The sequence below is a fragment of the Phenylobacterium sp. genome (genome assembly GCF_037138395.1).
Classification (GTDB): Bacteria; Pseudomonadota; Alphaproteobacteria; order Caulobacterales; family Caulobacteraceae; genus Phenylobacterium.
This window is the reverse complement of the sequence record NZ_JBAXIM010000021.1, coordinates 1-24,103: the sequence shown is the minus strand read 5'-3', so window position 1 is coordinate 24,103 and position 24,103 is coordinate 1. Positions and strand designations below refer to the sequence as shown.

The following is a 24,103-nucleotide window of genomic DNA, read 5'->3' as shown; positions in this document are numbered from 1 at the left end:
TGGCAGATCTACCGCAACGCCCTGAAGATCCTGCCCGATCCCCTGCCCTCCACCCTGCAGCCGGCGGTCGACCGCGCCCGGCAGGTGGTGGAGGAGACCACCGACGCCCTCTCCGCCTTCCTGGCGGACCGGGCTGCGCCCGCCCGCGCGCGCATGGACCGGACAGCAGGCGCGAGGTTCGACGAGGGGCTCCAGATCTATGCCGGCCGGACGCGCCCCTATCCCTCGGAAGGCATATTGCTGACCTATCCCCGCCTGCCCGCCATCCCCTTCTTCGATCGGGAGCTATTTCCCTGGCTCCCCGAACTGGAGGCCGCCACGGATATGATCCGGGGTGAGCTCGAGGGGGTGCTGGCCACCATGGACGCTGACTTCGCCCCCTACATCAACGTGCCGCCCGGCGCGCCGGTGAACCAGTGGGAGGAACTGAACCAGTCACGGCTCTGGAGCTCCCTCTTCCTGTGGAAGGACGGCGAGCGCCAGGAAGAGCCCTGCCGCCGGTGCCCGGGGACGGCGGCCCTGCTCGACCGCCTGCCCCTGGCCCGCCAGCCGGGCTTTGCGCCGACCGTGATCTTCTCGGCCCTTGAGGCCCGCACCCGGATCCCGGCGCACACCGGCTCGACCAATACCCGGCTCCTGGTGCACCTGCCCCTGATCCTGCCCGGCCCCGCCCGATTCCGGGTGGGTAACGAGACCCGGAACTGGCGGATGGGCGAGGCCTGGGCCTTTGACGACACCATCGACCACGAGGCCTGGAACGATGCCGACGCCCTGCGTGTCATCATGATCCTCGATATCTGGAATCCCCTGATTACCGAGGACGAGCGCGAAGCCGTCACCGCCTTGCTGAACGCCCGCAACGCCTTCTTCGCTGTCTGACGCGCCCCCGGAGACACCTGCCATGTCTGATACGACCCTGAAGAAGGCGGTGGCCCTTCTGGAGTCCGGAGACCCCGACGGCGCCCTCCGCCTGACCCGGATCCTGGTGGATCAGGCCCGGCCGGACCACCTCGCCCTCGCCACCCGGGCCCAGGCGCTGAAGCTGCTGCACAGGCCCCTGGCGGCGCTTGAGTTGAACCGGCGGGCAGCGGACCTCTATCCGGAGAGCCCCGTGTCCTGGCACAACCTGGCCGCCACCCTCGACGACCTCGGCCGCCACGACGATGCGCGCACCGCCATAGACAAGGGCATGGCCCTCGGCCTGGACGGAGCAGAGTCCTGGGGAGTCCGCGCCCGCGTCCTGATGGCCTGCGGCGATCACGCCGGGGCGGAAGCCGCCTATGTCGAGGCCCGCAAACGCGCCCTGGCCGACCCCCGGCTGACAGCCGAATACGCCAACTATGTCTGGATGCTGCGGGGGGACGCCCGGCTCGGCCTGTCGGCCATGGACACCTGCTTCAACGCCGGCGGCGACCCGGGGGCCTGTCTCCTGACCAAGGTCGACATCCTGAAGGCGGCGGGACACACCGGCGAGGCCGACGCCCTGCTGGTCCAGGCGGCGGACGCCCTGGACCGGGACGTCGATGTGCAGCTGGCGGCGGCCCATGCGGCGATCCTGGTGGGCGACCTCTCCACGGCACAGACCCGGCTGGACACCGCCAGGGCAGTGTCCCCGCGCAGCGGTGCCGTGCTGAACCAGTCCGCCATCCTGCACCTGGCGGCAGGGCGACCGGAGGCCGCGCTGGCCGCCGCCCGCGAAGGGCTCGCCAAGTCACCCCACGACCAGTCCCTGCTGGGCTGGGCCGCCACCGCCGCCCGGGCCTGCGGGGATCCGCTCTCGGCTGTCCTGAACGACTATGAGGGCCTCGTCCGCGCCCAGACCCTCGAGACGCCCGCTGGGTGGACGAACCTGGAGGCCTTCCTGGCGGACCTCGCCTCGGCCCTGACTGCCCTTCACGTCTACGAGCACCAGCCGATCAACCAGTCGGTGCGCGGGGGCCTCCAGACCCTCCAGAACCTCAGTGGGTCGCAGGATCCGGTGATCGCCGCCCTCTTCGAGGCCCTCGACGCTCCCATCCGGAACTACATCTCCGGCCTGGGCCCCGGAGAGGACCCGCACCGGGCGCGGGTCACGGGGGACTACAGGTTCCAGGGCGCCTGGTCTGTCCGGCTCAAGCCCGGCGGATTCCACACCGACCACTTCCACCCCCAGGGCTGGATTTCCTCGGCCTTCTACGTGGAGACACCGGAGCAGGCCATCGACCGGGAGACCCGGGAGGGGTGGATCCGGTTTGGCAGGCCGCCCATCCCGACCTCACCGCCCCTGGACGCTGAACACCATATCCGCCCGGAGCCCGGCCGGCTGGTGCTGTTCCCAAGCTATATGTGGCACGGCACCACGCCCTTCACGACCGACGAGACCCGCATGACGGTGGCCTTCGACCTGGTCCCGGCCTGACGCTCCAGGAACGAAGACCGCACGCCTCACCTTGGGGAACGCCCAGATGCCGTTTGACACCTTGTCCGGAGTCCACTCTAGATTCGACCCTCCAGGGCAGGCTGGCCGAGGAAAGTACGATGGGTTTATCCGAAGTCGAGAAAGAGCAGTTCCGAAAGCTTGGCTATGTGATCCGTCCCGGCATGTTGAGCCTGGAGAGATCCGAAGCCGTCGCCCGTGAGATCGATCGCTATGTCGAGGTCGAGCCCCGGTTCGATGGTCGCAATATCCATCGCTATGATCGGCTTTGCGACCTGGTCGTCGATCCGGAGACCCTGGCGATCACCGACGACATCATGGGCGGGGCCGCCTTTACCTTCCATCATTGTCATGCCGCAAGACATGACCCCGGCCTCGCGGGGATCGCCTGGCACCATGACTACGAACAGGTGCCGCAGACCAACCGCAAGCATGTGCAGCTCCACGTCCTGCACTATCTCGACGGCCTGAATGGCACGGTCGGCGACCTCCTGCTCCTGCCCAAGAGTCACCGGGCCGTCATGCGGCGCGACGCCCTGTCCTTCCTTGGTGAACAGGAAATCCCCGGCACGGTGGTGATCAATGACATCCCGCCAGGGACTGTGATCTTCGCGCATTCGGCCCTGGTCCACGCGCGGCGCGCCCAGCCCGGTGGGGGCAGCCGCAAGCGTTACTTCATCGACATCGCCTACATGCAGGATGGCGTCCAATGGCCGTCCTACGGCCGTGAGGGCTGGCGGGACACGCTGGAGGCCATGGACCAGAAGCTCCACATGGACGCCCGGCCAAGGCTGTTCGACGCCTCTACATTCTTCGACATCGCCGACGCCGTGGGACGCATGCAGGGTGCCACAGGCAGTCTGGCCATGCGCCTTCCGGAGGTGGCGGCCTCGGCCCGGCCCGTATCCGGCGCCATCCCGATCGTGCAGTAGGTGCCCATGACCCCCGATGCCGGACTTCCACCGCCAAGCGGAATCGACAGGCTGGTCGAGATCGACCGGGATACGATTGACGGCTTCCAGCGCAATGGCCACGCCGTCGTCAGGGGGCTGGTCAGCGCCGAGGAAATCTCCGAATTCCGACCGGCGATAGAGGCGCTTGTCGGCCGCCTTGCCGAAAAGGCGGTGCCGATCGAAGCGCGGGACACCTATGGAAGGGCCTTCCTGCAGGCGCACAACCTGTGGACCCGTAATCCCGACACCAAGCGGCTCGTCTTCGCCGCCAGGTTCGCAAAGGTGGCGGCCGATCTGCTGGGGGTGGAGGGCGTGCGCCTCTATCACGATCAGGCGCTCTTCAAGGAACCGGGGGGCGGCCACACCCCCTGGCACCAGGACCAGAGCTATTGGCCGCTTGAGACCAACGACACCATCACCATGTGGTTGCCCCTGGTCGACGTTCCCGCCGAAGTGGGGACCATGACCTTCGCCAATGGCAGCCACCTTCGCGGCAACCTTGGGGCCTTCGTCATCGGAGACGATTCCGAGGCGCGGTTCTCCGAGGTGGTTCGGGAGTTGAACCTCGTCGAGGCCACGCATGGCGCGGTCAAGGCCGGCGACGCCACCTTTCATCGGGGCTGGACCCTGCACCGGGCACCGCCCAACCCGACCTCGCTGTTGCGCTCTGTCATGACCGTGATCTGGTATGCCGACGGGACGCGGGTCAGCCAGGACACCAGCGGCGCCCGGTTCTTCGATCACAAGCTCTGGCTTGCTGACACGCCTCCAGGCGAGGTCGCAGCGGGTCCCCTCAACCCTGTGCTCTGGCCCCGTTGACAGGTTCAGGCGCGCCCAGGGCAAAGGCTGCGGGGCTACCTGCAGATCACCCCGTCTGGCGCCATCCCCTTGAGCTCGAGACGACGCCGGTCACCTCTGATCACGGGCTTCCCCTGGGCGATGGTCTCATGGGGGCCAGCATCTGGGGAGATGGCCGGCCTCTCAACATCTCACTCGACCGGGCTGACCTCTGGGATCTCAGGCCCATCGAAGAGTACGAACGGGCCGACTATACCTGGGAAAAGGTCGCTGAGGCGCATTACGCCGGGCGGCATGACGACCTGAAGGCCTGGCTTGAAGCCCCATACGATCGTGCGGGTCCGACCCGGCTGCCGGCCGGCCGCATTGCCCTGATCTTGCCCTGCCCGGTGATCCGCTGGCGTCTGGAGCGGGCGACCGGACGGGCTGAAGTGGAACTGGCCAATGGCGCCGTCCTGGAGTCGATCCTCGACGCAGAGGGAATCTGCCGACTGCGCCTGCGGGGATGCGCTCCGGTCGTCAGCGTCGTTCCCCCGCCCTTCGGGCCGCCTCCGACCGAGACGGTTCCGGAGACGGGGCCTTCCCTGAGCCGTCACCATGCCTGGGACCTCGGATATCCGGTGCCGGAACCGATCACGGGCCCGGGGATGGCCGGTTTCGTCCAGCAAGGCTGGGGTGGCTTCAGCTTTGCAACCCTGGCAGCCTGGCGGCTGGAAGGCGCGGACTGGATGGGCGCCTGCACCGTCGTTACGGCCGCGGCCGGCGGGGATCCGCTCGGTGAGATCACCCGTCGCCTGGAGGCCGCCCTTGCCGGCGATTTCGACCAGGCCGTCTCCGATCAGGCGGCCTGGTGGTCGGACTACTGGTCCCGGGGCCGGCTGGACCTGCCCGAGGCGTCGATCGAAAAGGTCTACTATTCCGGCATGTCGCAGTTCGGTGCCGCGGCGCGGCGTGGCCGACCGCCGGCTGCGCTCCAGGGTGTCTGGACCAGCGACGATGGCCGGCTGCCGCCCTGGAAGGGCGACTATCACCACGACATCAACAGTCAGATGGCCTACTGGCCCGCCTACGCCGGGAACCAGCTGGAAGCCGGCCTCGGATTCGTCGACTGGCTATGGGACACCCGGGAGGCCTGCACCGGCTGGACCCAGCGCTTCTACGGCGTCCAAGGCCTCAACGTGCCAATGACGGCGGACCTGCTGAACCGGCAGATTGGCGGCTGGCGCCAGTACACCCACTCAGTCTCCACAGGCGCCTGGCTGGCGCACCATTTTTTCCTGCACTGGCGTTACAGCCAGGATCGGCAGTTCCTGCGGGAGCGGGCCCTGCCCTACCTCACGGAGGTGTGCCGGTTTGTCGAGGCCATCACCGAGGTTCGCGACGCTCAGGGTCTGCGAAGTGTCGCCCTGTCATCGTCGCCGGAGGTCGGAGATAACCGGCCGGAAGCCTGGTTCAGCACCTTCACCAACTACGATCTGAGCCTCTTCAGGTGGGTCCTGGCGGCCACAGCGACCCTGGCCAGGGAGATCGGACGGGCTGCCGACGCGGAACACTGGGAGTCCGTCCTGCAGCAGATGCCGGAGCTGAACCTGTCAGCGCGGGGCGAGTTGCAGGTCGCGCAAGATGTCGAGTACCCCGGCCATCACCGACACTTTTCCCATGCCCTGGCCGTACACCCGCTGGCCTTGCTCACGGGATTTGATCCCGACCCGGTCGCCTCAGGGATCGCCAGGGCGACGGTTGGGCAGATCCTTTCGGCCTCCCGCGAATTCTGGATGGGGTACAGCTACGCTTGGGCTGCCGCCCTCGCCGCCCGAATAAGCGATGGCGAGGCGGCGCGGGACGCCCTGGCGCGCTTTGACCAGGCCTTCGTCTTCCCCAATGGCTTCCACGCCAACGGAGATTGGAGCGGGCGGGGTATTGGCAGGGTGCGGTTCGGAGCCTTTACCCTCGAGGGCGCCCTGGGTGCGGCCGACGCCATCCAGACCATGTTGCTGCAGAGCTCACCCGGCCTGGTGCGCCTCTTTCCCGCCGTCCCGCAGTCCTGGGAGACAGCCTCCTTCGACACCTTGCTGGCCGATGGCGCGATAGAGGTCTCTGCGAGCCTGGCGGAGGGCCGGATCACCCGGGTTGAACTGCTTTCCAGTTCCCCGGCTCAGCTTCGTCTCGCAGCCTTCGACCAGCCCGCAAGGCTCGACCTCCGGCTTGAACCGGGAAGGCTGTTGGTCCTTTCCGAAGCAGAGCGGATCCAGCTGGCCCGCCCTCTTCTGGCGGCTGAAGACGTCAAAAATATCAGTTAAGTCAAATATACATTTTCACCGGATTTGTATTATCCGATATATTTATTATCTTTTGAGCTTATTGATTTAGGAGTCGACGTAATATTGTCGATCCGGATGATTTGCCGGTTTGTTCTCGCCGCTCAGGGGATCTAAGGCGACTACGCCGTCGGGTGCATACTGAAGGATATAGGATCTGCGGGTGTCCGAGGTGAGGTTTGGACCCGTCCTGTGGGGCGTCAGCGAGGAAAACACGACGATATCGCCCGACTTCACGGGAACGGCCACGGCACCTTTAGGATCGAGAGCGCACCGAAACCCAAGATGTGTCGCTTCATGAGCCAGCGTGCCGTCCAGGTGCAGGCCGGGGGCAACCCAGGGACAACCATTGTCGAGGGTCGCATCCGTGAGCGCGACCCAGCAGGTCAGGTACTGCTGGGGCTCCATGTAGGTGTAGCCATTGTCCTGGTGCCAGGGGAACTCCTCGGGATTCCCAGGCTTCTTGTAGACCGCCTGATCCCAGTAGAGCCGAGCCTTTTCACCAATGATATCATGGCAGATATCCCGGAAAACAGGGTGACGGCTGAAGTCCCGGGCCACCTCGGAGCGCGTCACGATGTGAACGGAAAACGTGATCGCGTCCGCCTTGCTGATGAACAGCTGGCCCCCGTGCCTTTCCCGCAGTTTCGCTTCGTGAGCCTGCTCGATGGGATCGATGGCCTCCCGGATGCGGCTCACCTCTTCGGGGGTAAACGCCCCTTCGAAGACAAAATAACCGGCCTCGTTGTACTGGCGCGCCTGCGCCGCGGTCAGGGTCCGAAACGGGCCAGAGATAGGCTGCCACTCAAAGTGCGTGTTCAGTTCATGGCGTTGCATCAGGAGATCCCCGTATCGCGCGCGCAAATGTTCGACCGCAACAGCCCATGCATTTGACGCGACCGGGCGCTGCGTGACAAGCGGCCACTCAGGGTGAGCCGTCACGGGAGGATTGGCTGGGGAACTAGGACTCGAACCTAGAACGACGGTACCAAAAACCGCTGTGTTACCATTACACCATTCCCCAGCAGGAACGGCGACGCAGACGGGCCGCGCGAGGGCGTGGGAATAGCCCAAGGCCGGGCCGGATGCAACGCCCCGGCCTCGCTTGCGGCCTGTGTTCCCGTCCTCTATAAGCCGGCTTCCCAAGTCGGAGTGTGGCTCAGTCTGGTAGAGCACCGCGTTCGGGACGCGGGGGTCGCAGGTTCAAATCCTGCCACTCCGACCATTTCCCCCTTCCCCCGAGACTGTAGCGATCAAGCGTGCCTTCCGTGACCGGCGGTTCCGTGCCCCTCGCAGCAATTCGAACAGAATGGGAACGAAAAGTCGCAAGGTCAGGATCAACGAGGGGAAACCGTCATGGCGGGCGTCTTCAGCTTTTTGGGTGGGCTTTTCGGGGGCAGGCCGCAGGCGATCGCGCCGCTGACCGAACGGGTCCAGGCCATCCTCGACCAGATTCGTGCCGAGGCTCAGCCCTGCCTGCATCTCGTTCCCGGCGGCGAGGGACGGACCCGGTTGGGGGGCGAGGCGGACATTTCCGGCGACTGGCCCAGGTTCCGGGACAGGCCCATGGCCTGCCTGGCGCGCATCGACCTGCAGGAGGTACGCACGGCGGGCGGGCCTGAGTGGCTGCCGCCTGAAGGCCGGCTCCAGGTCTTCCTCGACATGGGCGACCGCCCCCAGGACTTTGAGCCCGGGCAGCCCGGCGCCTGCATCGTGCGCCTGGAGACAGGCCCTGCCAGACCTGTCGCGCCGCCGGATGACCTGCGACCGCGAAGCCGGATCGCCGCCTTCCCCCTGATGCCGACCCAACGGACCTCCTATGCGGACGAGCGCATCGCGTTCGACTGGAAGTCCCTGACCAAGGCCGAGAACCTGACCCTGGAGGCGGCTGTCCTGGAGATGTTGTCGCCAGAGCCCGCCCACCAGATCGGCGGGTACCCGGGCATCCTTCAGGGGGATGACATGGAGATCCAGTGCGCCGCGGCCGCCGCCGGGACCGGCGACGTCCAGACCTTCGATCCCGGCGAAATTACCGCCGAGACGATCTCCGCCGCCCACCACTGGCGACTTTTCCTGCAGGTCGACAGCGATCCGGCCGCCGGGCTGGAGTGGATGCAGCTGGGACGTCTCTTCTTCTGGGTCCATGACGCCGCAGCTCGCCGGGGGGACTTCTCTCGGGTGTTCGTCTTCCTCCACGCCCTCTGAGCCGATCGATCCGACGTCGGAACAGGCTCCACGTCCATTGGCGCGCCGCCCGTCCCGGGATAGGGTCGCCATCCCACCACCGCCCCCGGGATCCGCAATGAAACAGTTCCTCCTGACCATGGCTGGCGTCTTCGCCGGTCTGCTGCTGTTCGTTGTGGGCGTGCCCTTCCTGCTGATCGTCCTGGCGGCCGGCGCCTCGCGGCCCGCGCCCGTACCTGCGCAGACAGTGGTCGAGCTCGACCTCAGGCAGGAGATCACCGACCAGGACCGGGCCAACCCCTTCGCCAGTTTCGGGCAGCCCACCCTGTCCGTGATGCGGATCATCGCCACCCTGCGCACGGCCGAGACGGACGATCATGTCCGCGGCCTCCTGGTGCGCCTGCCTGAGTCCGGCATGGCGCCCGCCATGGCCGATGAGATCTCCGACGCCCTGCGCCGCTTCCGCAAGACCGGCAAGCCCTTGATCGTCTTCAGCCAGGGCCTCTATCCTGCGGGCGCCACCCCCTCGACCTACATGCTGGCGGCAGCGGGCGGCCAGGTCTGGATGCAGCCGGGATCCTCCCTGCAGGCCACGGGGATGGTCTCGGAGGACATCTTCCTGAAGCGCTTCTTCGATCGCTACGGGGTCCGCGCCGATTACGAGCAGCGCAAGGAATTTAAGAACGCGGTCAACGGCTACCTGCAGTCCGACTACACCCCAGCCCACCGGGAGGCGGCCCAGTCCATGCTGGAATCGATCTACGGCACGGCAATCAACCGGGCTGCCGCCGACCGCCGCCAGACGCCGGCCATCCTGAAGGCCTCCCTGGAGTCTGGCCCGCTGATGGCCGAGGACGCCCTCCGGCTCAATCTGATCGACCGGGTCGACTATCTCGACTCGGCCCGCAAGCAGCTGTCCGACAAGGCCGGCAAGGACGCTGTGTTCCGTGACATCGGTGCCTATGCCCGCAGCGCGCACGCCGTTGGCCCGTCCATGGGACCGGCCATCGCCGTGATCGCCGCCGAAGGTGGCATCGTCACCGGCGGCAGTGGCGGCTCCAATCCCTTCGCCTCCGGGGACGCGATCTACTCCGACCGCCTGGAGGAGACCCTGAACGACGCTGTGGAGGACAAGGACGTCAAGGCCATCGTCCTGAGGGTGAACTCGCCCGGCGGCTCCGACACCGCCTCGGAGCAGATCCGGCGGGCTATCGAGAACGCCAAGGTGGCGGGGAAGCCCGTCGTGGTCTCCATGGGCCCTTATGCGGCCTCCGGCGGCTACTGGATCGCCTCGGGCGCGTCGGCCATCGTGGCCCAGCCCACGACCCTGACGGGCTCCATCGGCGTCTTTGGCGGCAAGTTCGCTGTCGGCGAGGCCCTGGCCCGGTACGGGGTCGACCTGAGGCAGGTGGGGGTGGGCTCCGACTATGCCTCCGCCTTCTCAATGGGATCCGGGCTCTCGGACAGCCAGCGCGCCGCCTTCGCCCGCTGGATGGACCAGATCTACGCCCGCTTCATCGGACGGGTATCCGAGGGCCGCCGCCTGCCCGTCGAACGGGTCGAGGCCATCGCTAAGGGACGGGTCTGGACCGGGGCCCAGGCCCGGGAGCTGGGGCTGGTCGACCAGATCGGCGGCTTCTACGACGCCGTGGACCGGGCCCGCGCCCTCTCCGGCACGAACGAGGAACTGCGCCTGAAGTGGATGGCCTCGGAAGGCACGCCCTTCGAAGCCATCAGCCGCATGTTCGGGGTCTCGGCGACCTCGGCCCGCAGCCTGGCGGCGACAGCCTGGATCCTGGGCGACCCCCGGGCCGAAGCGATCCTCGATGAAATGGCCTGGAGCCGCAAGCCGGCGGGTTCCGCGGCGGTGAGAGCACCTCAACCGGCCTTCTAGGGCCTGTTGGCGGGAGGGGCGTCGAAGCCGGCTGGGTGGCTGTTGCGCCTCAGTTGACCCCCTCCGTCCCGGGGCGTGCGCCCCGGTCCACCTCCCCCTTGGGGGAGGAATTGGAACTGTCTAATGGCTCCACCTTAGGAGGAGCTCCGGGCGAAGCCCGGTGAGGGGGTCAATCCCCGTCGCCGCAGACCCCCTCCGTCCCGGGGCGTGCGCCCCGGTCCACCTCCCCCTTGGGGGAGGAATTACCGCCGTAATTGCTCCCCATCAGGGGGAGCTGTCGGCGCAGCCGACTGAGGGGGTCAACGGCGCTTCAGCTGACCCCCTCCGACCCGCTGCGCGCGCAACCTCCCCCTGGGGGGAGGAATTGGAGCACGGTCAGATCGCAGGCAAAGAAAAAGGGCGGCGACCGAGGTCGCCGCCCTTCCTTTCCCCGTGAGGGGATCGGATCAGAAGTCGGCCTTGAGGCCGATGAAGAGGTAACGGCCTGCAGCATCGTACACCTGGGAATAGGTGTTGCCGTTGCAGAATCCGGTCGGGCAGGCGCTGCCCCCGACGAGGGGCGGATCCTCGTCCAGCACGTTATTGACACCCAGGCGGACGGTGTAGTTGTCCTTCACCTTGAAGCTCGCCGTCAGGTCGAAATAGCTCTGAGAGGGCAGGGTCTTGTCGGTGGGATACTGAAGATCCGGGCTGTTGAGCTGGGGATCGGAGTCGAAGGCGTCGAGGGTGACCTCCGAGGAGTAGCGCCACTGGAGGCCCACCTGGAGGTCACCCCAGAACGGCGTCGCCCAGTTCACGCGGAACTTGTGGCGCCATTCGGGGTTCGGGCCGTTGCCGCCGTTGCAGGTCGTGCCGTAGAGGCCCGCACAGTCGTACTCGGGGTCACCCGGCAGGGGCGACGTCTTCAGGGAGTCCAACCAGGTGCCGACGAAGTCGAAGCTCAGGCTGCCGTAGTCATCCAGGCCAAAGTCGGCCAGGTCACGACGGTAGCTGAGGTTGACGTCGACGCCGGCGGTCGAGGTCGAGCCGGTGTTGAGCGTCGTGTCGATGATGTAACCCTGGTTCGACAGCCACAGGGAGCCCTGGGCGTCGCGCTTGACGAGGCCGCAGAAGAACGGATCCAGGGTCGAAAGGCAGCGGTTTATGGCCAGGTCAGCGCCGATGCCGCCGATCGCATCTTCAATCTTGATGTTGAAGTAGTCGATCGAGGCGTTGAAGCCTGGCAGGAAGCTCGGCTGGTAGACGACACCAACCGTATAGGTGTCGGCGTTTTCGGGCTTCAGGTTGGGGTTACCGCCGGTGAGGCCGTTGTACTGGGGCGCCGGGTTCTTCTCGATGGCCAGGACCTGGGCCGTGGTCAGGCTGAAGGCCTGGGCGCACTTGGCGACCAGCGGGTTAGAGGCGGTCAGGCCGGCGCAGGGGTCGGTCGTTCCGTCGAGGACCACGTTCTGGGGCGAGAACAGGTTGGAGATGTTCGGCGCCCGGACAGCGTGGTTGTAGCCCGCACGGAAACGCAGGCCGTCGATGACGTCCCAGTCGCCCTCGATCTTGTAGGTATTGGTGTTCTGGGAGGCGTAGTCCGAATAGCGGTAGCCCAGCTGGAGGGTGGCCTTCTGCACCAGGGGCAGGTTCTCCACCAGCGGGATACGGGCCTCGCCGAAGAGTTCGTAGACGTCGTAGCCGCCCGAGACCGGCGGCGAGGCGCCGCCCGTGCCGCTGAGAAGACCCTTGGCCGCCACATAGTCAGACTTCGAGGAGCTCGACTCTTCGCGGTATTCAGCACCGAACGCGACGCCCACGCCTTCTTCAGCGAAGGGGCTCTTGACGCCGTATTCGCCAAGCTCGCCGGTGACCGAGCCGCTCACGACACTCTGCTTCAGCTCGCCGATGCCCGAGCTATCGGTCAGGAGGTACTTGAGCGCCTCCGGCGTGACCTTGCCAAGCTGGAAGATGTTGTAGGGCACGCAGGCCGGGTCCGTCCCGTCGATGACCGATTGGCAGACGATCTGGCCCGCGGAGTTACGCCGGGCGACCAGCGCATTCTTGATGTTCGGGACGAGGAAGTATCCTGTCCGGGTGCTGCTGGTCTGAGCCGTGCCGTACTGGAGGTAGGCGTCATAGGACCAGGCTTCGCTGAGGTCGCCCTTCAGGCCGAGCACGATGCGGTAAGCATTGTGCCGGATGTCCTCCTGGCGGGGGCCACCTTCGACGTTCCGGCGGGCAACAGTCTGCGTCTTGATCGTCGCGGTGCCGGCGGTTGCGCCGCACAGCTGGGTCTGCTGGGTGGCGGTCATCAGCGGATTGTCGCAGTTCACCCCGTAGGCGCCGGCGAAAATGCCGCCAGGGGCGATCTGGGCGACGCTGCGGTCATCCATGAACATGACGTCCATATAGGCCGTGGCCCATTCCGACACGTCATAATGGGCAAAGGCACCCAGGTTGTAGCGCTCGTCCGGCCGCTGGTAGTAGTTGGTCGGGCCATAGTTGTAGACGTCGGTCGCGCTGTTCCGTGCGCGGAAGGTATTACCGGGGCCAGAGGGGTCGACGATGAGGCTGCCGAAGCGGGCGGGAACCGCCGTGCCGGAGCCTCCGCAGGTGAAGGCGGCGCCCGAGTTGAAGGTGCAGGTCGAATAGTCCCGGTTACCCTGCAGGATCGGGTTGTTGTGGCGCCAGGTGGCGTAGGCGGTGATATTGCCCTTGTCGTCCGAGGTGTTGGCGCCGAAGGCAACCGACACGGCCACGCCGTCACCGTCGGTCACGTTCGAAGACGGCACCACGAACTGCGACTTGTCCGTCGCGGTGGCCTGCTTGGCCTTGATGATGGCCTGGACGCCGGTGTTGTCGTTCTTGTGCTGGTAGGTCGAGTACTGGACGTCGACCTTGAAGCCCTCGAAGTTCCGCTGCATGAGGAAGTTCACGACGCCGGACACGGCGTCGGCGCCGTAGGTCGACGAAGCGCCGCCCGTCAGCACCTCAACCCGCTCGACGAGCGCCGAAGGAATGAAGTTCAGGTCCGCGGCGGAACTGCCGGGGGAACCCGGCATGATCCGGCGACCGTCGAGCAGGACGAGGGTCCGGTCGGGGCCGAGGCCGCGGAGATTGACCGTGGCGGTGCCGGAGGCACCGTTGGAGATAAAGGCACCCTGCGAGGCGAAGGCCTGCGGCAGGGTGTTGATCATGTCCTCGATGCGGGTGACGCCCTGGGCCCGGATGTCCGAGGCGTTGATCGAGGTCACCGGGCTGATGCTGGTCAGGTTCGGCTGCGGGATCCGCGAACCGGTGACGACCACTTCCTGAACCTCATTGGTGCCCTGGGCCTGGGCCTGGGTCGCCAGCAGGGCGGCACCGCAGATCATGGAAGAGGCCAGCAGGCGCTGCCGCATGGATTTCATTTTCAAGGTCTTGATCCTCCAACGGAAGGCCGGTGTCTCGCCAGCCCCGTGAACCGATAAACGCAAGGGTCCCAAGCCCGCGACGCGGATTCGGTTGCAACGCTTTTGTGGCGATGGTGCGGAAGGGTCAACGATTAACCCTCCCAAGGCAGACGGTCTCGGCGGGACTGTCGTAAAATAGCCACAGAAATGCCACCGTTCCGCAACCGGGCGGCGATTGAGGCCCAGCAGGGGCTGGGATAGCGTGGAAGACATCAGTGTTCGCTGAGGGACCAATATGACTGCAGGGACTCAGATCCGCGATCGCGTTGCACACCGGCAAGCCCTGGCGTTGGCCTTGCTGCCCGCCCTGGCCCTCCTGGCCGTATCGATGGCCGCCCAGGCCGCGCCCAAACCCCCGGCCAGCCTCAGCGATCGCCGGGCCGGTGCCCTGGAAGCCCTCAGCGCCTGCCGCCGCATTACCGAACCCGCCGCCCGCCTCGCCTGCTTTGACTCGGCGGCCAGCCGCCTCGACGAGGCCGAGAAGACCGGCGAGATCGTGGTGGTCGACCGTAAGCAGGCTGGGGAGGTCCGCCGCCAGGCCTTCGGGTTCGCCCTCCCCTCCCTCGCCCTCTTCGACAAGGCCGAGGGCACGGAAAAGCTCGACCGGGTGGAGTCCGTCCTGAAGGCGGCGCGCAAGGGGGCGGACGGAAAGTGGATCCTGCAACTTGAGAACGGCGCCGTCTGGCGGCAGACCGATCCCGAGGGGCCGGCGCGGACGCCCCGGCTGGGTATGACTGTAAGCGTCCGCTCGGCCGCCATGGGCAGCTACCTGGTGTCCGTCGACGGCCAAGCCGGCTTCCGCGCCAAGCGCGAGGAATAGCCCCTCAGCGGTCCTTGGGGTCGAGGGCGTCCCGCAGGCCGTCGCCGATGAAGTTGAAGGCGGCCAGGGTGGCGGCCATGGCCAGGGACGGGAAGACCAGCAGCCACCAGGCCATCTCCATGTCCTGCGCCCCCGCCGAGATCAGGGTCCCGAGGGAGGCCATGGGGGGCTGTACGCCAAGGCCGAGGAAGGACAGGAAGCTCTCGGCCAGGATGACCGCAGGAATGGTCAGGGTCACATAGACCGCCACCGGTCCCAGGAGATTCGGGATGATGTGCCGGACCACCACGCCCAGGCGCCCCAGGCCCGCGGCCCGGGCGGCCTCGATGAACTCCTTCTGCTTCAGGGACAGGGTCTGGCCGCGAACGATGCGGCTCATGGTCAGCCACTCCACCGCGCCAATGGCCACGAAGATCAGCAGGATGTTCGACCCGAAGGCCACCATCAGCAGGATGACGAAGAAGATGAAGGGCAGGGCGTAGAGGACGTCGACGATCCGCATCATGGCCTCATCCACCACCCCGCCGAGATAGCCGGCGGTGGCCCCCCAGGCGACACCGATCAGGAGCGAGACCAGGGTGGCCACCAGTCCGATCGCCAGGGAGACCCTAAGGCCCATGGCGAGGCGCGCCAGCAGGTCCCGGCCCAGGGCGTCGGTCCCCAGGAGGTGGCCGTTGGTCAGGGGCGGGACCCAGACGTCCGCCTTATTGACCTGGTCATAGGGCCAGGGGGTCAGGGCCGGGCCCAGCAGGGCGAAGAGGGTCAGGAGGACCAACACCACCAGGCTGGCCGTGGCCGCTCGGTTGGCGAGCAGCCGGGCGATGGCGTCATCGGTCAGGCTGCGGCCGCGGGCGGCGGGGCGGGATGTCAGGACAGTCTCGCTCATGACAGGCGCACCCGGGGATCGACGACTGCCAGCAGGAGGTCGCCCACGAGGTTCAGAAACAGGACCAGGCCCGCATAGACAACGATCATGCCCATGACGACGGTGTAGTCCCGCTGCAGGGCGCTGATGACGAAGAACTTCCCCAGGCCCGGCAGGTTGAAGATCTTCTCGACGACCAGGGACCCGGTCAGGAGGCCTGCGGCGGCGGGGCCGAGATAGCTGACCAGGGGCGTCAGGGCCGGGCGCAGGGCATGACGCAGGACGACCGCCCACTCGGGCAGGCCCCGGGCCCGGGCCGTGCGGACATGCCCGGCCCCGAGGGCCTCGATCATCCCCGCCCGGGTCAGGCGCGAGATGATGGCCGCCTGGGGCAGGGCCAGGACAATGACCGGCAAGATCATGTTCGGCAGGGCACCGCCATTCCAGCCGCCATTGGGCAGCCACTGCAGGGTTGAGCCGAACAGCAGGATCAGCAGGGGGGCGGTGACAAAGGTGGGTACGCAGACGCCCAGCACGGCCAGGCCCATGGCGCCGATGTCCAGGAGGCCGTTGCGCCGCAGGGCGGCCAGGACGCCCAGGCTGACCCCCGTCGCCATGGCCAGGACCAGGGCGGCCAGGCCGAGGCGCAGGCTGACCGGTGCGTTCTGGGTCAGGATATCGGCCACCGACTTGTCCGGGTATTTCAGGGAGGGACCAAAGTCCCCCTGCACCACGCCCTTGAGATAGGCGAGGTACTGCTCGCCGAGGGGGCGGTCGAGGCCGTACCGGGCCTTCAGGTTCTGCTCCACCGCCTGCGGCAGGCGGCGCTCGGTATCGAAGGGCCCGCCGGGCGCGGCCCGCATCATGAAGAAGGCCAGGGTGATCACCACCAGCAGGGTCGGCCCGGCCACAAGCAGTCGACGGGCGATGAAGCGCAACATGAGGGAAAGCCGGGGCGAGGGTTTTTAAGGGCCTGACGATTGCGTAACTTCCATCCCCCCCCGATGATGTCAACGCACCCGCCCGGCTTCCCGGCGCGGGTTCCGAGGAGGGTCCAGTCCATGTCTGAGTTCCACCGTGTGACGGAGCGCCTGTCCGTGTCGCCCCAGCTGCAGCCCGGCGACCTCGCTCGGGCCGCTTCGGAGGGGTTTGTCCGGGTGGTCTGCAACCGGCCGGACAGCGAATCCCCGGACCAGCCTTCCGGCGCCGCAATGAAGGCGGCCGCCCAGGCGGCGGGGCTGGAGTTCGTGGACCTTCCCTTTGCGGGCATGCCCTCGGCGGAGACCGCCGACGCCGTCTTCGCCGCCGTCGCCACTTCGCCGGGCCCCGTGCTGGCCTATTGCCGGTCCGGGACGCGCTCGGTCACCGCCTGGGCCCTGGGGTCCCTACGGGCCGGGGACCATGACCGGGAGTCCCTGGTCGCCCTCGCCGCCGGCGCAGGCTATGACCTGTCGTCCGTCCTTCCGCGAACACTGTGAGCCCGACTATGATCCCCTTCGTCAAGGACATCACCTTCGAGTACGGCGCCTGCGACCAGGTCTCGCCCCTGATCCGCCGCGTTGTGGCGAACAACCCCGGCCCCTTCACCTTCCTGGGCACGGGCACCTACATCATCGGCAGGGGACAGGTGGCGGTCATCGACCCCGGCCCGGACCTGGACGACCACCTCGAGGCCATCCTCGCCGCCACCGCGGGCGAGACCATCACCGACATCCTGATCACCCACCACCATGCCGACCACTCCCCCCTCGCCGCGCCCCTCAAGGCCCGGACAGGCGCCCGCATCCACGGCTGCCCACCCTCCCGGATCGGCGCGGCGGACGGCATTGTCGTCGAGGCCGACGAGGACGAGGGCTTCCGCCCGGAGATCGTGGTGCGCGGCGGCGAGGTGATCCGTGGCCCCGGCTGGACCGTGGAGGCAGTCGCCACCCCCGGCCACACCCTGAACCACATCTGCTATGCCCTTCACGAGGAGAACGCCCTGTTCTCCGGCGATCACATCATGGGCTGGTCGACCACGGTGGTTTCGCCCCCGGGTGGCGACATGACCGCCTACATGGAGAGCCTGCAGAAGGTCGCGGACCGTGGATTCGATACCCTGTGGCCGACACACGGACCGCCGATCACGGAGGTTGCACCCTTCATCGCCGCCTACGCCGCGCACAGGCGTGGCCGGGAGGCCCAGTTCCTGGCCTGCGTGGACAAGGGCGTTGGCCGGATCGCCGACATGGTACCGGAGATGTACGCTGCGGTGGACAAGCGGCTACACCCGGCGGCGGCGAACTCCCTGCTCGGGCACGCCATCGACCTGGTGCGCCGGGGGGTCCTGACCTGCGACGGCGAACCCGGCCCGGCGGCGACCTACCGCCGCCCCTGAGGATCAGCTCCGGGGTTTCGGGTCCTTGCGGCTCAGCATGATGGGGATTGAGACCCCGCCCAGCGCCAGCATGAAGATGGCGAAGGCACCGAGGGTGATCAGGAGATAGGCCTGCTGGGCGAGGGGAAGATGGGGCATGGGATCACTCCTTCTGACCCCGTCATCGTCGTCGCCTGGAACGGCGGTGCCTTGATCAAGATCAAGACTCCGCCGCCAGGCCTCGAACTCAGCCCGCCGTCGGCAGCCGATAGTCCGCCATGCGCAGGCGGATCAGCTTCTTGTCGATCTTGCCGGTGGCTCCCAGGGGAATGTCATCCACGAAGACGACGTCGTCCGGCGTCCACCACTTGGCGATCTTGCCCTCGAGGAACTTCAGGAACTCGTCCTTGGTCCCCGTCTCGCCCGGCCGGAGCTTGACCAGCAGCAGGGGCCGTTCGTCCCACTTGGGATGGGCCACGCCGATCACGGCGGCGAGTTCGGCCTTGGGGTGGCCCGCCGCGATGTTCTCGATCTCGATGGAGCTGATCCACTCGCCGCCCGACTTGATGACATCCTTCGAGCGGTCGGTGATCTGCATGTAGCCGTACGCGTCAATGGTCGCGACATCGCCGGTGTCGAAGAAGCCGTCCGGGTCTAGGATGTCTCCCCCATCACCCTTGAAGTACTGGCCGACCACGAAGGGGCCCTTCACCATCAGGCGACCGAAGGTCGCGCCGTCATGCGGTAGGACCTTGTCCTCGTCATCGACCAGCTTGAGGTCGATGCAGATGGGGGGACGGCCCTGCTTCAGCTTGAACTTCAGCTGGGCCTCGTCGTCCATCTCCGCGACCCTGGCCGAAGGATTGGCGAGGGTGCCAAGGGGCGAGGTCTCGGTCATGCCCCAGGCATGGGTGACGTCGACCCCGAACTCGTCGCGGAAGCCGCGGACGATGGCCTCCGGCACGGCGGACCCGCCGATGACCACCCGCTTGAGGGAGGTCAGCTTGCCCTCCGTCTGGCGCAGGTGCGTCAGCAGCATCTGCCAGACGGTCGGCACGGCGGCCGAGAAGGTTACCTTCTCGGACTCCAGGAGCTCATGGACGGAGGCGCCGTCCAGCTTCGGGCCCGGCATGACCAGCTTAGCGCCCACGGCGGGGGCCGAGAAGGCGATGCCCCAGGCGTTGGCGTGGAACATGGGCACCACCGGCAGCACCGTCTCGATCGCCCCCATGCCCATCACGTCCACACCGGCGGTGACCAGGGTGTGGAGGAAGTTGGAGCGGTGCGAGTAGAGGACGCCCTTGGGATTGCCCGTCGTGCCCGAGGTGTAGCAGAGGCCCGCCGGGCTATTCTCGTCGAAGCCCCCCCAGGCGCAGTCCTCGGAATGGCTGGCGACCAGGGTCTCGTAGGCCAGGGCACCAGGAATCGCGTCCGTCATGTGCGCCTCGTCGGTCAGCACGATGAAGTGCTTCACCGTCGGGATCTGGTCGCGGATCTGCGCAAGGATCGGAAGGAAGGTCAGGTCCGTGAAGATGACCCGGTCCTCGGCGTGATTGATGATGTAGACCAGCTGTTCGGAGAACAGGCGGGGGTTCAGGGTGTGGCAGACCGCGCCTATGCCCATGATGCCGTACCAGGCCTCGAGGTGCCGGGCAGTGTTCCAGGCCAGGGTGGCGACCCGGTCGCCCTGGCGGATGCCCAAGGCCTTGAGCGCGCTGGAGACGCGCTTGGCCCGGCCATGGACCTCGGCGTAGGTGGTGCGGACGATGGGGCCTTCGACGGACCGTGAGACGATCTCCCGGTCACCGTGCCAGGCCTTGGCGTGATCCAGAATCCGGTCAACGGTCAGCGGCCAGTCCTGCATTCTGCCGAGCATGGGGAAACCCTCCAGGTCTTGTGCTTCTGATGTTGCTGACGCCCTCGGGCGTCTGGAGCGGAACCTAGGGTCTCGGCCCGCCGGAGGCAACGGCGGGGCGCGGTCAGGCCGCCCGTTCAAACAGGTCGGCGGGCCAGGGGGACTCGAAGGCCGTGACGCCGAGGCGCTCCCGGACGGCCCCGATGGGTTCCGCCCAGACCGAGGGCCAGTCCACCCCCAGCAGGGGTGGGGTGGCTCGACCATGGCTCCAGGCGGCGGCGATGACCCCGGAGAGCACGCCGTACCGGACCGGTTCGACGGAAGCTGACGCCAGGGTAACGGCCAGGACCCAGGCGGAATAGGCGTGGCCGAACTGGGCGAGCTGGAAGGCCGAGATGGCGATCTCGTGCAGGCCAGTGGTCTGGTATCCGCCCACCAGGTGCCAGAGGTCGTGGACCTGCAGGATCCGGGCATTGAGATAGTTGAGGGGCGCGGGGAGATCGCGCAGGGACAGGGCGTCCCGGTCAAGCACCTCGAGGTCGAAGCCGTTGTCGACAATCAGTGCACGGAACTCTGACGCCAGGGACCCCGCAGGCCCAGAGGCCAGCTGGGCCAGGGTGAAGGGCTCCGGCCAGCCCTGGGCGGCGGCGGCGGCGACGCCTGGCCAATTCCGGCTGACCTCAAGCTGGGTGTCCCGGAAGCCCGGGTCCAGATGGGTCCCAAGGCCCGCCGTGGCCTGTGTGAACTCAAGCGCCGATCGTCCGCCGCCGGCACCCTCGACAATAGCCCAAAGGGCGGTGAAGAGCCCCTCCGGGACGGCATGGGGCACCCGCCTGGCTTCGCCCGCTTCAGCCATGTCGGGACCTGGGACCGCAAAGCCCCTGCGCTCCGCAAAGCGGTCCATGACCCTCACCAGCTCCCAGGGCGCTGCAAAGGCAACATGCCCCACCTCGGCCGCCTCAAGGCGTTCCACAGAAACGGCGCCAGACGGATCCGGAGTTTCGCGGCCGAGGCCGCTGCGGACCCGGTCTGCATAGTGGGCCCGGTCTGCATTGAGAGAACCTGCGACTGCCATGATCCTATCCTCCCGTCGCCCTTCCGCCGGGCTTTCTAGAAGCTGACGGTGAGGGACATGGCGACGACGCCGCCCGTCTTGGTCTCGTTGGGACCCCGCCTGAGTTGCAGGCCCCCGTCAATGGCGAGGTCGACATTGCGGCCGGCAGAGTAGTTGAGGAGGACGCCTACGCTCTCCAGTCGTGCAGGGGGCGAGGCGCCCGGAACTTGGTCGGGCTGCTGGATATCGACAAAGTCATAGAAGACCCCGGCCTGGAGGCTGTCCTCAAAGGCCGAGGCCTGGCCGACCAGGGCCGAGGGGCTGAAGGGCGCCAGGCGAAGCTCCGTGTTCAGGATCACCCCCGTCGACCCCACCGCTGTGTCCGGATAGTAGCCGCGGGCACTCCCGGATCCGCCGCCGCCAATCTGTTCGCTGTTCGGCAGGTTACCGGTCGCCACCTGGACGGAGCCGCGGAGGACCCAGACCATGTCCCGGGGCAGGCGTGTGGTCCGCGTGACGGACAGGCGGTCGTAGATGTAATTGGCCTTGGCGCCGGGCACGAGCGCCTCGAAGGCGGCGTCGGTGTTCTTGTCGGAAAGGCCGCCCGGGCTGAAGACCAGGTCGTTGGAGAGGCTGGTCTGTCCCAGACTGTCCGTCCGGTTGAGGACCAGGTTCACCGGGAACTGGTGGACCTCGATCGCGGTATCGATGACCGCGATCCCGGCGAACTCCAGATTGTTGTCGGTGAACTTGTAGTCGTAACCGGCCTGCAGGCTGCCGCTGACGCCGGCCAGGCGCGGCAGGGTGCGGGAGAAGCGGACGCTGGCCTGGCCGGAATGGCCCACATTGTCGAAACCCTCGGCGATCCTCGGCCGGACAGTAGAGTAGCTCCCGAAGACCAGGAGCTTGCTCTTCGGGGCGACGCCGAAGACACCGCTGGCGGAATGGGCAGTGAAGCGGCCTTCGAAGGACCGTGTCAGCTGGTAGGACAAGATGTGTCCCGCACCGAAGGCATTGCCCCAGTTCACCCCCGCCTCGTATTGCCAGAGGCCGAGTTGGCGGAACCCGCGGTTGTCGACCCCGGCATAGACGCGCACCGGTGTCCGGTCCGTGGCCTGCAGCACCAGGTCTGTCTCCCCGGTCGCCTTGCCCGGCTGGAAGACGGCGTTGACGCTGAGGAACGGGTTCTCGTTAAGGCGGTCGAGTTCCTCCTCGATTACGGGAAGGGAGAGGCGATCACCCTCCTTGAGGGTCAGGGGTCGCCGGATGACATCGTCCGAGAAGTGCTTTGCGCCGGAGACCGTGACCGCGCCCAAGCGATACTGGGTCACCACGATCTGCACGATGCCGGTCGTCACATTCTGGGGCGGCGCGGAGACGTCGAGAAAGGGCTTGCCCGCCTTGACATACCGGGCCCGTACCAGGCTCCGGATTTCATCAAGGTCAGACAGCAGGAGCGGGCGGCCAACAAAGGGGGCAATAGCGGCCCGGAAGTCGTCGGCATCAAGATCCTCGAGGGCGCGCACGGAGACCCCTCGCTCGCCTGCAGCGTCTGCAGCGAGCCCTTCGCGCTTCAGGGCGTAGGGTCCGTCGACAAAGACCACGCCCTTGAGCACCGGTAGCAGGACCGGGTCAGCGGCGTCAGGGCTACGGCTGCGGGACGCATCGGAACCCACCGGCGGAGCCACCTGGGCAGGCGGCGCAGCCTCAGGAAGCCGCGGAGCCACCTTGGGATAGTTCTGGGCCGTGGCGGCACCCGCCAAGACGACATGGCTAACGGCCATTAGGATTAACAGACGAAGGGGGACTCGGGTGGACCCGATGCGCGGGGGGGACACGCCTATCGGTCCCCTGCGTCTTGGTCAGCAGGCGCCGCCGCCATGGGGACAAATATGGTCCAGCGCTTGCTGCGGGCCCCCTGGAGCAGAATGGAATCGCCTCCGTTGATGACAGGAGCCCCGCTTTGAACCGTCGACAGGCCGGATTGCAGCCCGGAGGCGGCCCGACCCGACTGTCCCTCAAGGATTCCCGGCAGGATTGCAAGTCCGTTGGAGCGCAGGGTCGAGAGGGCCCCAGGCGCCGGGAAGGGGACGTAGACTTTGGGCGTGTTACCGGCGAACGCGGCCTGCTGCGAGGTGGCGTTGGCCTCATCCTCGGGTACGCCCAGGGCCACGAGGATATCCTTCACGGGGTCGCCTGAAGTGTTCTCTATGATGGTGCCCGCACCCGTCGCCAGGGTGGGCAGCACATAGTTGGCAAGGCTGACCCCGACGGCGGGCGCGAAGTCGCCGCCAAGGAGCCCGGCGGAAACCGTCCGTGCACCCGGGGTCGCCGCATCATAGGTCCCCGCGGTCTGCGTCACGGAAATGCTCTGTCCACTGACGAGCCCGGATAGCGCAAAGTTACCGGTGTTCAGGGTGGCGGAGGTATTTCCGTCATAGGCCTTGGTGGGATTGCCAACGATCGAGGCCGTCAGGACCGCAGGGCTGATCCGGCCGACGCCGGCGGCGGTGGTCGGCAGGATGTAGTTCGACAGGCGGGTACTGCCCTGGGCGGTGAAGTCACCCGCGCCCAGTCCGGCGGTCACGGTCCGCGGGCCCGCGTCGGCAGAGGCGTAGGTCCCGCGGGTCTGGGTGACCGAGGCCCCCTGCCCCGCGACGAACCCGGTCAGCCGGAAATCTGCGGCGTTGAGGCTGGCCACAGTGGTTCCGTCGTAGGTCCGGGTCGGCGACCCGATGATGTCTGCGCTCAGCACCCGGCGGCTGATCGTGGCCGCGAGGCTGGCAGAGGTCGGCAGGACGTAGTTCGAGGCCTTTGCCCCGCCGGTCAGGACATAGTCGGACTGGGCGACCAGGACCGAGAAGATCCGGGCACCGGCGTCGGCGGAGTCGTAGCTGCCCGAAGCCGCGGAGACGGAGCCGCCCTGGCCGGCGACGAAGCCGGTTACTGTCAGGGCCCCCGGTGCCACGGGACCGGTCCGGCTGCCGTCGTAGGTCTTGGAATAGTCGCCGGACAGGCTGAGGGTCAGGGTCCGGGCGTCGATCCGTCCAAGGCCGGTCGCCGAGGCGGGAAGGACGTAGTTGGCCAGGGTCGTCCCGGCTCCGGCGGTGAAGTCAGCGCCAGCCAGGTTCGTGCTGACGTTCCGCGTTCCCGCGT

19 protein-coding genes and 2 tRNA genes are annotated in these 24,103 nt (G+C 67.2%); 11 read left to right on the top strand and 10 right to left on the bottom strand.

Features of this window, described 5'->3' with window-relative positions; all coding sequences use genetic code 11:
* The 5 genes from WCJ52_RS02905 to WCJ52_RS02885 all read left to right on the top strand — a co-directional run.
* Positions 1 to 879: aspartyl/asparaginyl beta-hydroxylase domain-containing protein (locus WCJ52_RS02905; RefSeq protein WP_336901795.1), on the top strand; the 879-nt coding region annotated here is incomplete at its 5' end.
* Between the two features lie 22 nt (positions 880 to 901).
* On the top strand, positions 902 to 2,398 hold the full coding sequence (locus WCJ52_RS02900; protein ID WP_336901794.1) for a putative 2OG-Fe(II) oxygenase: 1,497 nt from the start codon (positions 902 to 904) through the stop codon (positions 2,396 to 2,398).
* Positions 2,399 to 2,517: 119 nt separating this feature from the next.
* Positions 2,518 to 3,348, top strand: a complete 831-nt coding sequence (locus tag WCJ52_RS02895) for a phytanoyl-CoA dioxygenase family protein (protein ID WP_336901793.1) — start codon at positions 2,518 to 2,520, stop codon at positions 3,346 to 3,348.
* 6 nt (positions 3,349 to 3,354) lie between these two features.
* A complete protein-coding gene (locus tag WCJ52_RS02890; RefSeq protein WP_336901792.1) occupies positions 3,355 to 4,188 on the top strand; it encodes a phytanoyl-CoA dioxygenase family protein in 834 nt (277 codons plus the stop codon).
* 128 nt (positions 4,189 to 4,316) lie between these two features.
* Positions 4,317 to 6,467, top strand: coding sequence for a glycoside hydrolase family 95-like protein (locus WCJ52_RS02885; RefSeq protein ID WP_336901791.1), 2,151 nt, complete (start codon positions 4,317 to 4,319; stop codon positions 6,465 to 6,467).
* A gap of 66 nt (positions 6,468 to 6,533) precedes the next feature.
* Here WCJ52_RS02885 and WCJ52_RS02880 read toward each other — a convergent pair whose 3' ends face one another.
* Positions 6,534 to 7,322 carry a phytanoyl-CoA dioxygenase family protein gene (locus WCJ52_RS02880; protein ID WP_336901790.1) on the bottom strand — a complete coding sequence of 263 codons (789 nt, stop codon included), beginning with the start codon at positions 7,320 to 7,322 and terminating at the stop codon, positions 6,534 to 6,536.
* Between the two features lie 113 nt (positions 7,323 to 7,435).
* A tRNA-Gln gene (locus WCJ52_RS02875) sits at positions 7,436 to 7,509 on the bottom strand.
* A 124-nt stretch (positions 7,510 to 7,633) separates the two neighbouring features.
* On the opposite strand from WCJ52_RS02875, the gene WCJ52_RS02870 reads away from it, so the two are divergent.
* From WCJ52_RS02870 to sppA, 3 genes are all read left to right on the top strand, one after another.
* Positions 7,634 to 7,710 (top strand) — tRNA-Pro (locus tag WCJ52_RS02870).
* 131 nt (positions 7,711 to 7,841) lie between these two features.
* Complete coding sequence (locus tag WCJ52_RS02865; protein WP_336901789.1) at positions 7,842 to 8,690, top strand: DUF1963 domain-containing protein; 849 nt, start codon at positions 7,842 to 7,844, stop codon at positions 8,688 to 8,690.
* A 97-nt stretch (positions 8,691 to 8,787) separates the two neighbouring features.
* Positions 8,788 to 10,563 (top strand): signal peptide peptidase SppA, encoded by a 1,776-nt coding sequence (sppA, locus tag WCJ52_RS02860; protein ID WP_336901788.1) that lies wholly within the window; start codon positions 8,788 to 8,790, stop codon positions 10,561 to 10,563.
* Positions 10,564 to 11,009: 446 nt separating this feature from the next.
* Here sppA and WCJ52_RS02855 read toward each other — a convergent pair whose 3' ends face one another.
* Positions 11,010 to 13,955 (bottom strand): TonB-dependent receptor, encoded by a 2,946-nt coding sequence (locus WCJ52_RS02855; protein ID WP_336901796.1) that lies wholly within the window; start codon positions 13,953 to 13,955, stop codon positions 11,010 to 11,012.
* A 277-nt stretch (positions 13,956 to 14,232) separates the two neighbouring features.
* On the opposite strand from WCJ52_RS02855, the gene WCJ52_RS02850 reads away from it, so the two are divergent.
* On the top strand, positions 14,233 to 14,817 hold the full coding sequence (locus WCJ52_RS02850) for a hypothetical protein (RefSeq protein WP_336901787.1): 585 nt from the start codon (positions 14,233 to 14,235) through the stop codon (positions 14,815 to 14,817).
* Positions 14,818 to 14,821: 4 nt separating this feature from the next.
* Here WCJ52_RS02850 and WCJ52_RS02845 read toward each other — a convergent pair whose 3' ends face one another.
* Together WCJ52_RS02845 and WCJ52_RS02840 are read right to left on the bottom strand one after the other, a co-directional pair.
* The gene (locus WCJ52_RS02845; RefSeq protein WP_336901786.1) at positions 14,822 to 15,703 is read right to left on the bottom strand and encodes an ABC transporter permease subunit; all 882 of its coding nucleotides are present in this window, start codon (positions 15,701 to 15,703) and stop codon (positions 14,822 to 14,824) included.
* Positions 15,700 to 16,623 carry an ABC transporter permease subunit gene (locus tag WCJ52_RS02840; protein WP_336901785.1) on the bottom strand — a complete coding sequence of 308 codons (924 nt, stop codon included), beginning with the start codon at positions 16,621 to 16,623 and terminating at the stop codon, positions 15,700 to 15,702. Before WCJ52_RS02840 ends, WCJ52_RS02845 begins: the two co-directional genes overlap by 4 nt.
* A 120-nt stretch (positions 16,624 to 16,743) precedes the next feature.
* On the opposite strand from WCJ52_RS02840, the gene WCJ52_RS02835 reads away from it, so the two are divergent.
* Both WCJ52_RS02835 and WCJ52_RS02830 read left to right on the top strand, forming a co-directional pair.
* Entirely contained in the window at positions 16,744 to 17,160 is a 417-nt protein-coding gene (locus WCJ52_RS02835) for a TIGR01244 family sulfur transferase (RefSeq protein ID WP_336901784.1), read from the top strand.
* A gap of 8 nt (positions 17,161 to 17,168) precedes the next feature.
* A complete protein-coding gene (locus WCJ52_RS02830) occupies positions 17,169 to 18,059 on the top strand; it encodes an MBL fold metallo-hydrolase (RefSeq protein ID WP_336901783.1) in 891 nt (296 codons plus the stop codon).
* Between the two features lie 3 nt (positions 18,060 to 18,062).
* On the opposite strand, the gene WCJ52_RS02825 is transcribed toward WCJ52_RS02830, so the two are convergent.
* The 5 genes from WCJ52_RS02825 to WCJ52_RS02805 form a co-directional block, all read right to left on the bottom strand.
* Positions 18,063 to 18,197 (bottom strand): hypothetical protein, encoded by a 135-nt coding sequence (locus WCJ52_RS02825; RefSeq protein WP_336901782.1) that lies wholly within the window; start codon positions 18,195 to 18,197, stop codon positions 18,063 to 18,065.
* An 88-nt stretch (positions 18,198 to 18,285) separates the two neighbouring features.
* Complete coding sequence (locus WCJ52_RS02820) at positions 18,286 to 19,914, bottom strand: long-chain-fatty-acid--CoA ligase (protein WP_336901781.1); 1,629 nt, start codon at positions 19,912 to 19,914, stop codon at positions 18,286 to 18,288.
* Positions 19,915 to 20,017: 103 nt separating this feature from the next.
* On the bottom strand, positions 20,018 to 20,968 hold the full coding sequence (locus WCJ52_RS02815) for a Coq4 family protein (protein WP_336901780.1): 951 nt from the start codon (positions 20,966 to 20,968) through the stop codon (positions 20,018 to 20,020).
* 35 nt (positions 20,969 to 21,003) lie between these two features.
* Positions 21,004 to 22,731 (bottom strand): ShlB/FhaC/HecB family hemolysin secretion/activation protein, encoded by a 1,728-nt coding sequence (locus WCJ52_RS02810; RefSeq protein WP_336901779.1) that lies wholly within the window; start codon positions 22,729 to 22,731, stop codon positions 21,004 to 21,006.
* A gap of 56 nt (positions 22,732 to 22,787) precedes the next feature.
* The coding region (locus WCJ52_RS02805) for a YDG domain-containing protein (RefSeq protein ID WP_336901778.1) at positions 22,788 to 24,103 on the bottom strand (1,316 nt) is incomplete at its 5' end.

Excerpts from the sequence above, each read along its gene's own strand:
- WCJ52_RS02900 (WP_336901794.1), top strand. The coding sequence starts at position 902 with ATGTCTGATACGACCCTGAAGAAGGCGGTGGCCCTTCTGGAGTCCGGA.
- WCJ52_RS02895 (WP_336901793.1), top strand. The coding sequence starts at position 2,518 with ATGGGTTTATCCGAAGTCGAGAAAGAGCAGTTCCGAAAGCTTGGCTAT.
- WCJ52_RS02890 (WP_336901792.1), top strand. The coding sequence starts at position 3,355 with ATGACCCCCGATGCCGGACTTCCACCGCCAAGCGGAATCGACAGGCTG.
- WCJ52_RS02885 (WP_336901791.1), top strand. The coding sequence starts at position 4,317 with ATGGGGGCCAGCATCTGGGGAGATGGCCGGCCTCTCAACATCTCACTC.
- WCJ52_RS02880 (WP_336901790.1), bottom strand. The coding sequence starts at position 7,322 with ATGCAACGCCATGAACTGAACACGCACTTTGAGTGGCAGCCTATCTCT.
- WCJ52_RS02865 (WP_336901789.1), top strand. The coding sequence starts at position 7,842 with ATGGCGGGCGTCTTCAGCTTTTTGGGTGGGCTTTTCGGGGGCAGGCCG.
- sppA (WP_336901788.1), top strand. The coding sequence starts at position 8,788 with ATGAAACAGTTCCTCCTGACCATGGCTGGCGTCTTCGCCGGTCTGCTG.
- WCJ52_RS02855 (WP_336901796.1), bottom strand. The coding sequence starts at position 13,955 with ATGAAATCCATGCGGCAGCGCCTGCTGGCCTCTTCCATGATCTGCGGT.
- WCJ52_RS02850 (WP_336901787.1), top strand. The coding sequence starts at position 14,233 with ATGACTGCAGGGACTCAGATCCGCGATCGCGTTGCACACCGGCAAGCC.
- WCJ52_RS02845 (WP_336901786.1), bottom strand. The coding sequence starts at position 15,703 with ATGAGCGAGACTGTCCTGACATCCCGCCCCGCCGCCCGCGGCCGCAGC.
- WCJ52_RS02840 (WP_336901785.1), bottom strand. The coding sequence starts at position 16,623 with ATGTTGCGCTTCATCGCCCGTCGACTGCTTGTGGCCGGGCCGACCCTG.
- WCJ52_RS02835 (WP_336901784.1), top strand. The coding sequence starts at position 16,744 with ATGTCTGAGTTCCACCGTGTGACGGAGCGCCTGTCCGTGTCGCCCCAG.
- WCJ52_RS02830 (WP_336901783.1), top strand. The coding sequence starts at position 17,169 with ATGATCCCCTTCGTCAAGGACATCACCTTCGAGTACGGCGCCTGCGAC.
- WCJ52_RS02825 (WP_336901782.1), bottom strand. The coding sequence starts at position 18,197 with ATGCCCCATCTTCCCCTCGCCCAGCAGGCCTATCTCCTGATCACCCTC.
- WCJ52_RS02820 (WP_336901781.1), bottom strand. The coding sequence starts at position 19,914 with ATGCTCGGCAGAATGCAGGACTGGCCGCTGACCGTTGACCGGATTCTG.
- WCJ52_RS02815 (WP_336901780.1), bottom strand. The coding sequence starts at position 20,968 with ATGGCAGTCGCAGGTTCTCTCAATGCAGACCGGGCCCACTATGCAGAC.
- WCJ52_RS02810 (WP_336901779.1), bottom strand. The coding sequence starts at position 22,731 with ATGGCCGTTAGCCATGTCGTCTTGGCGGGTGCCGCCACGGCCCAGAAC.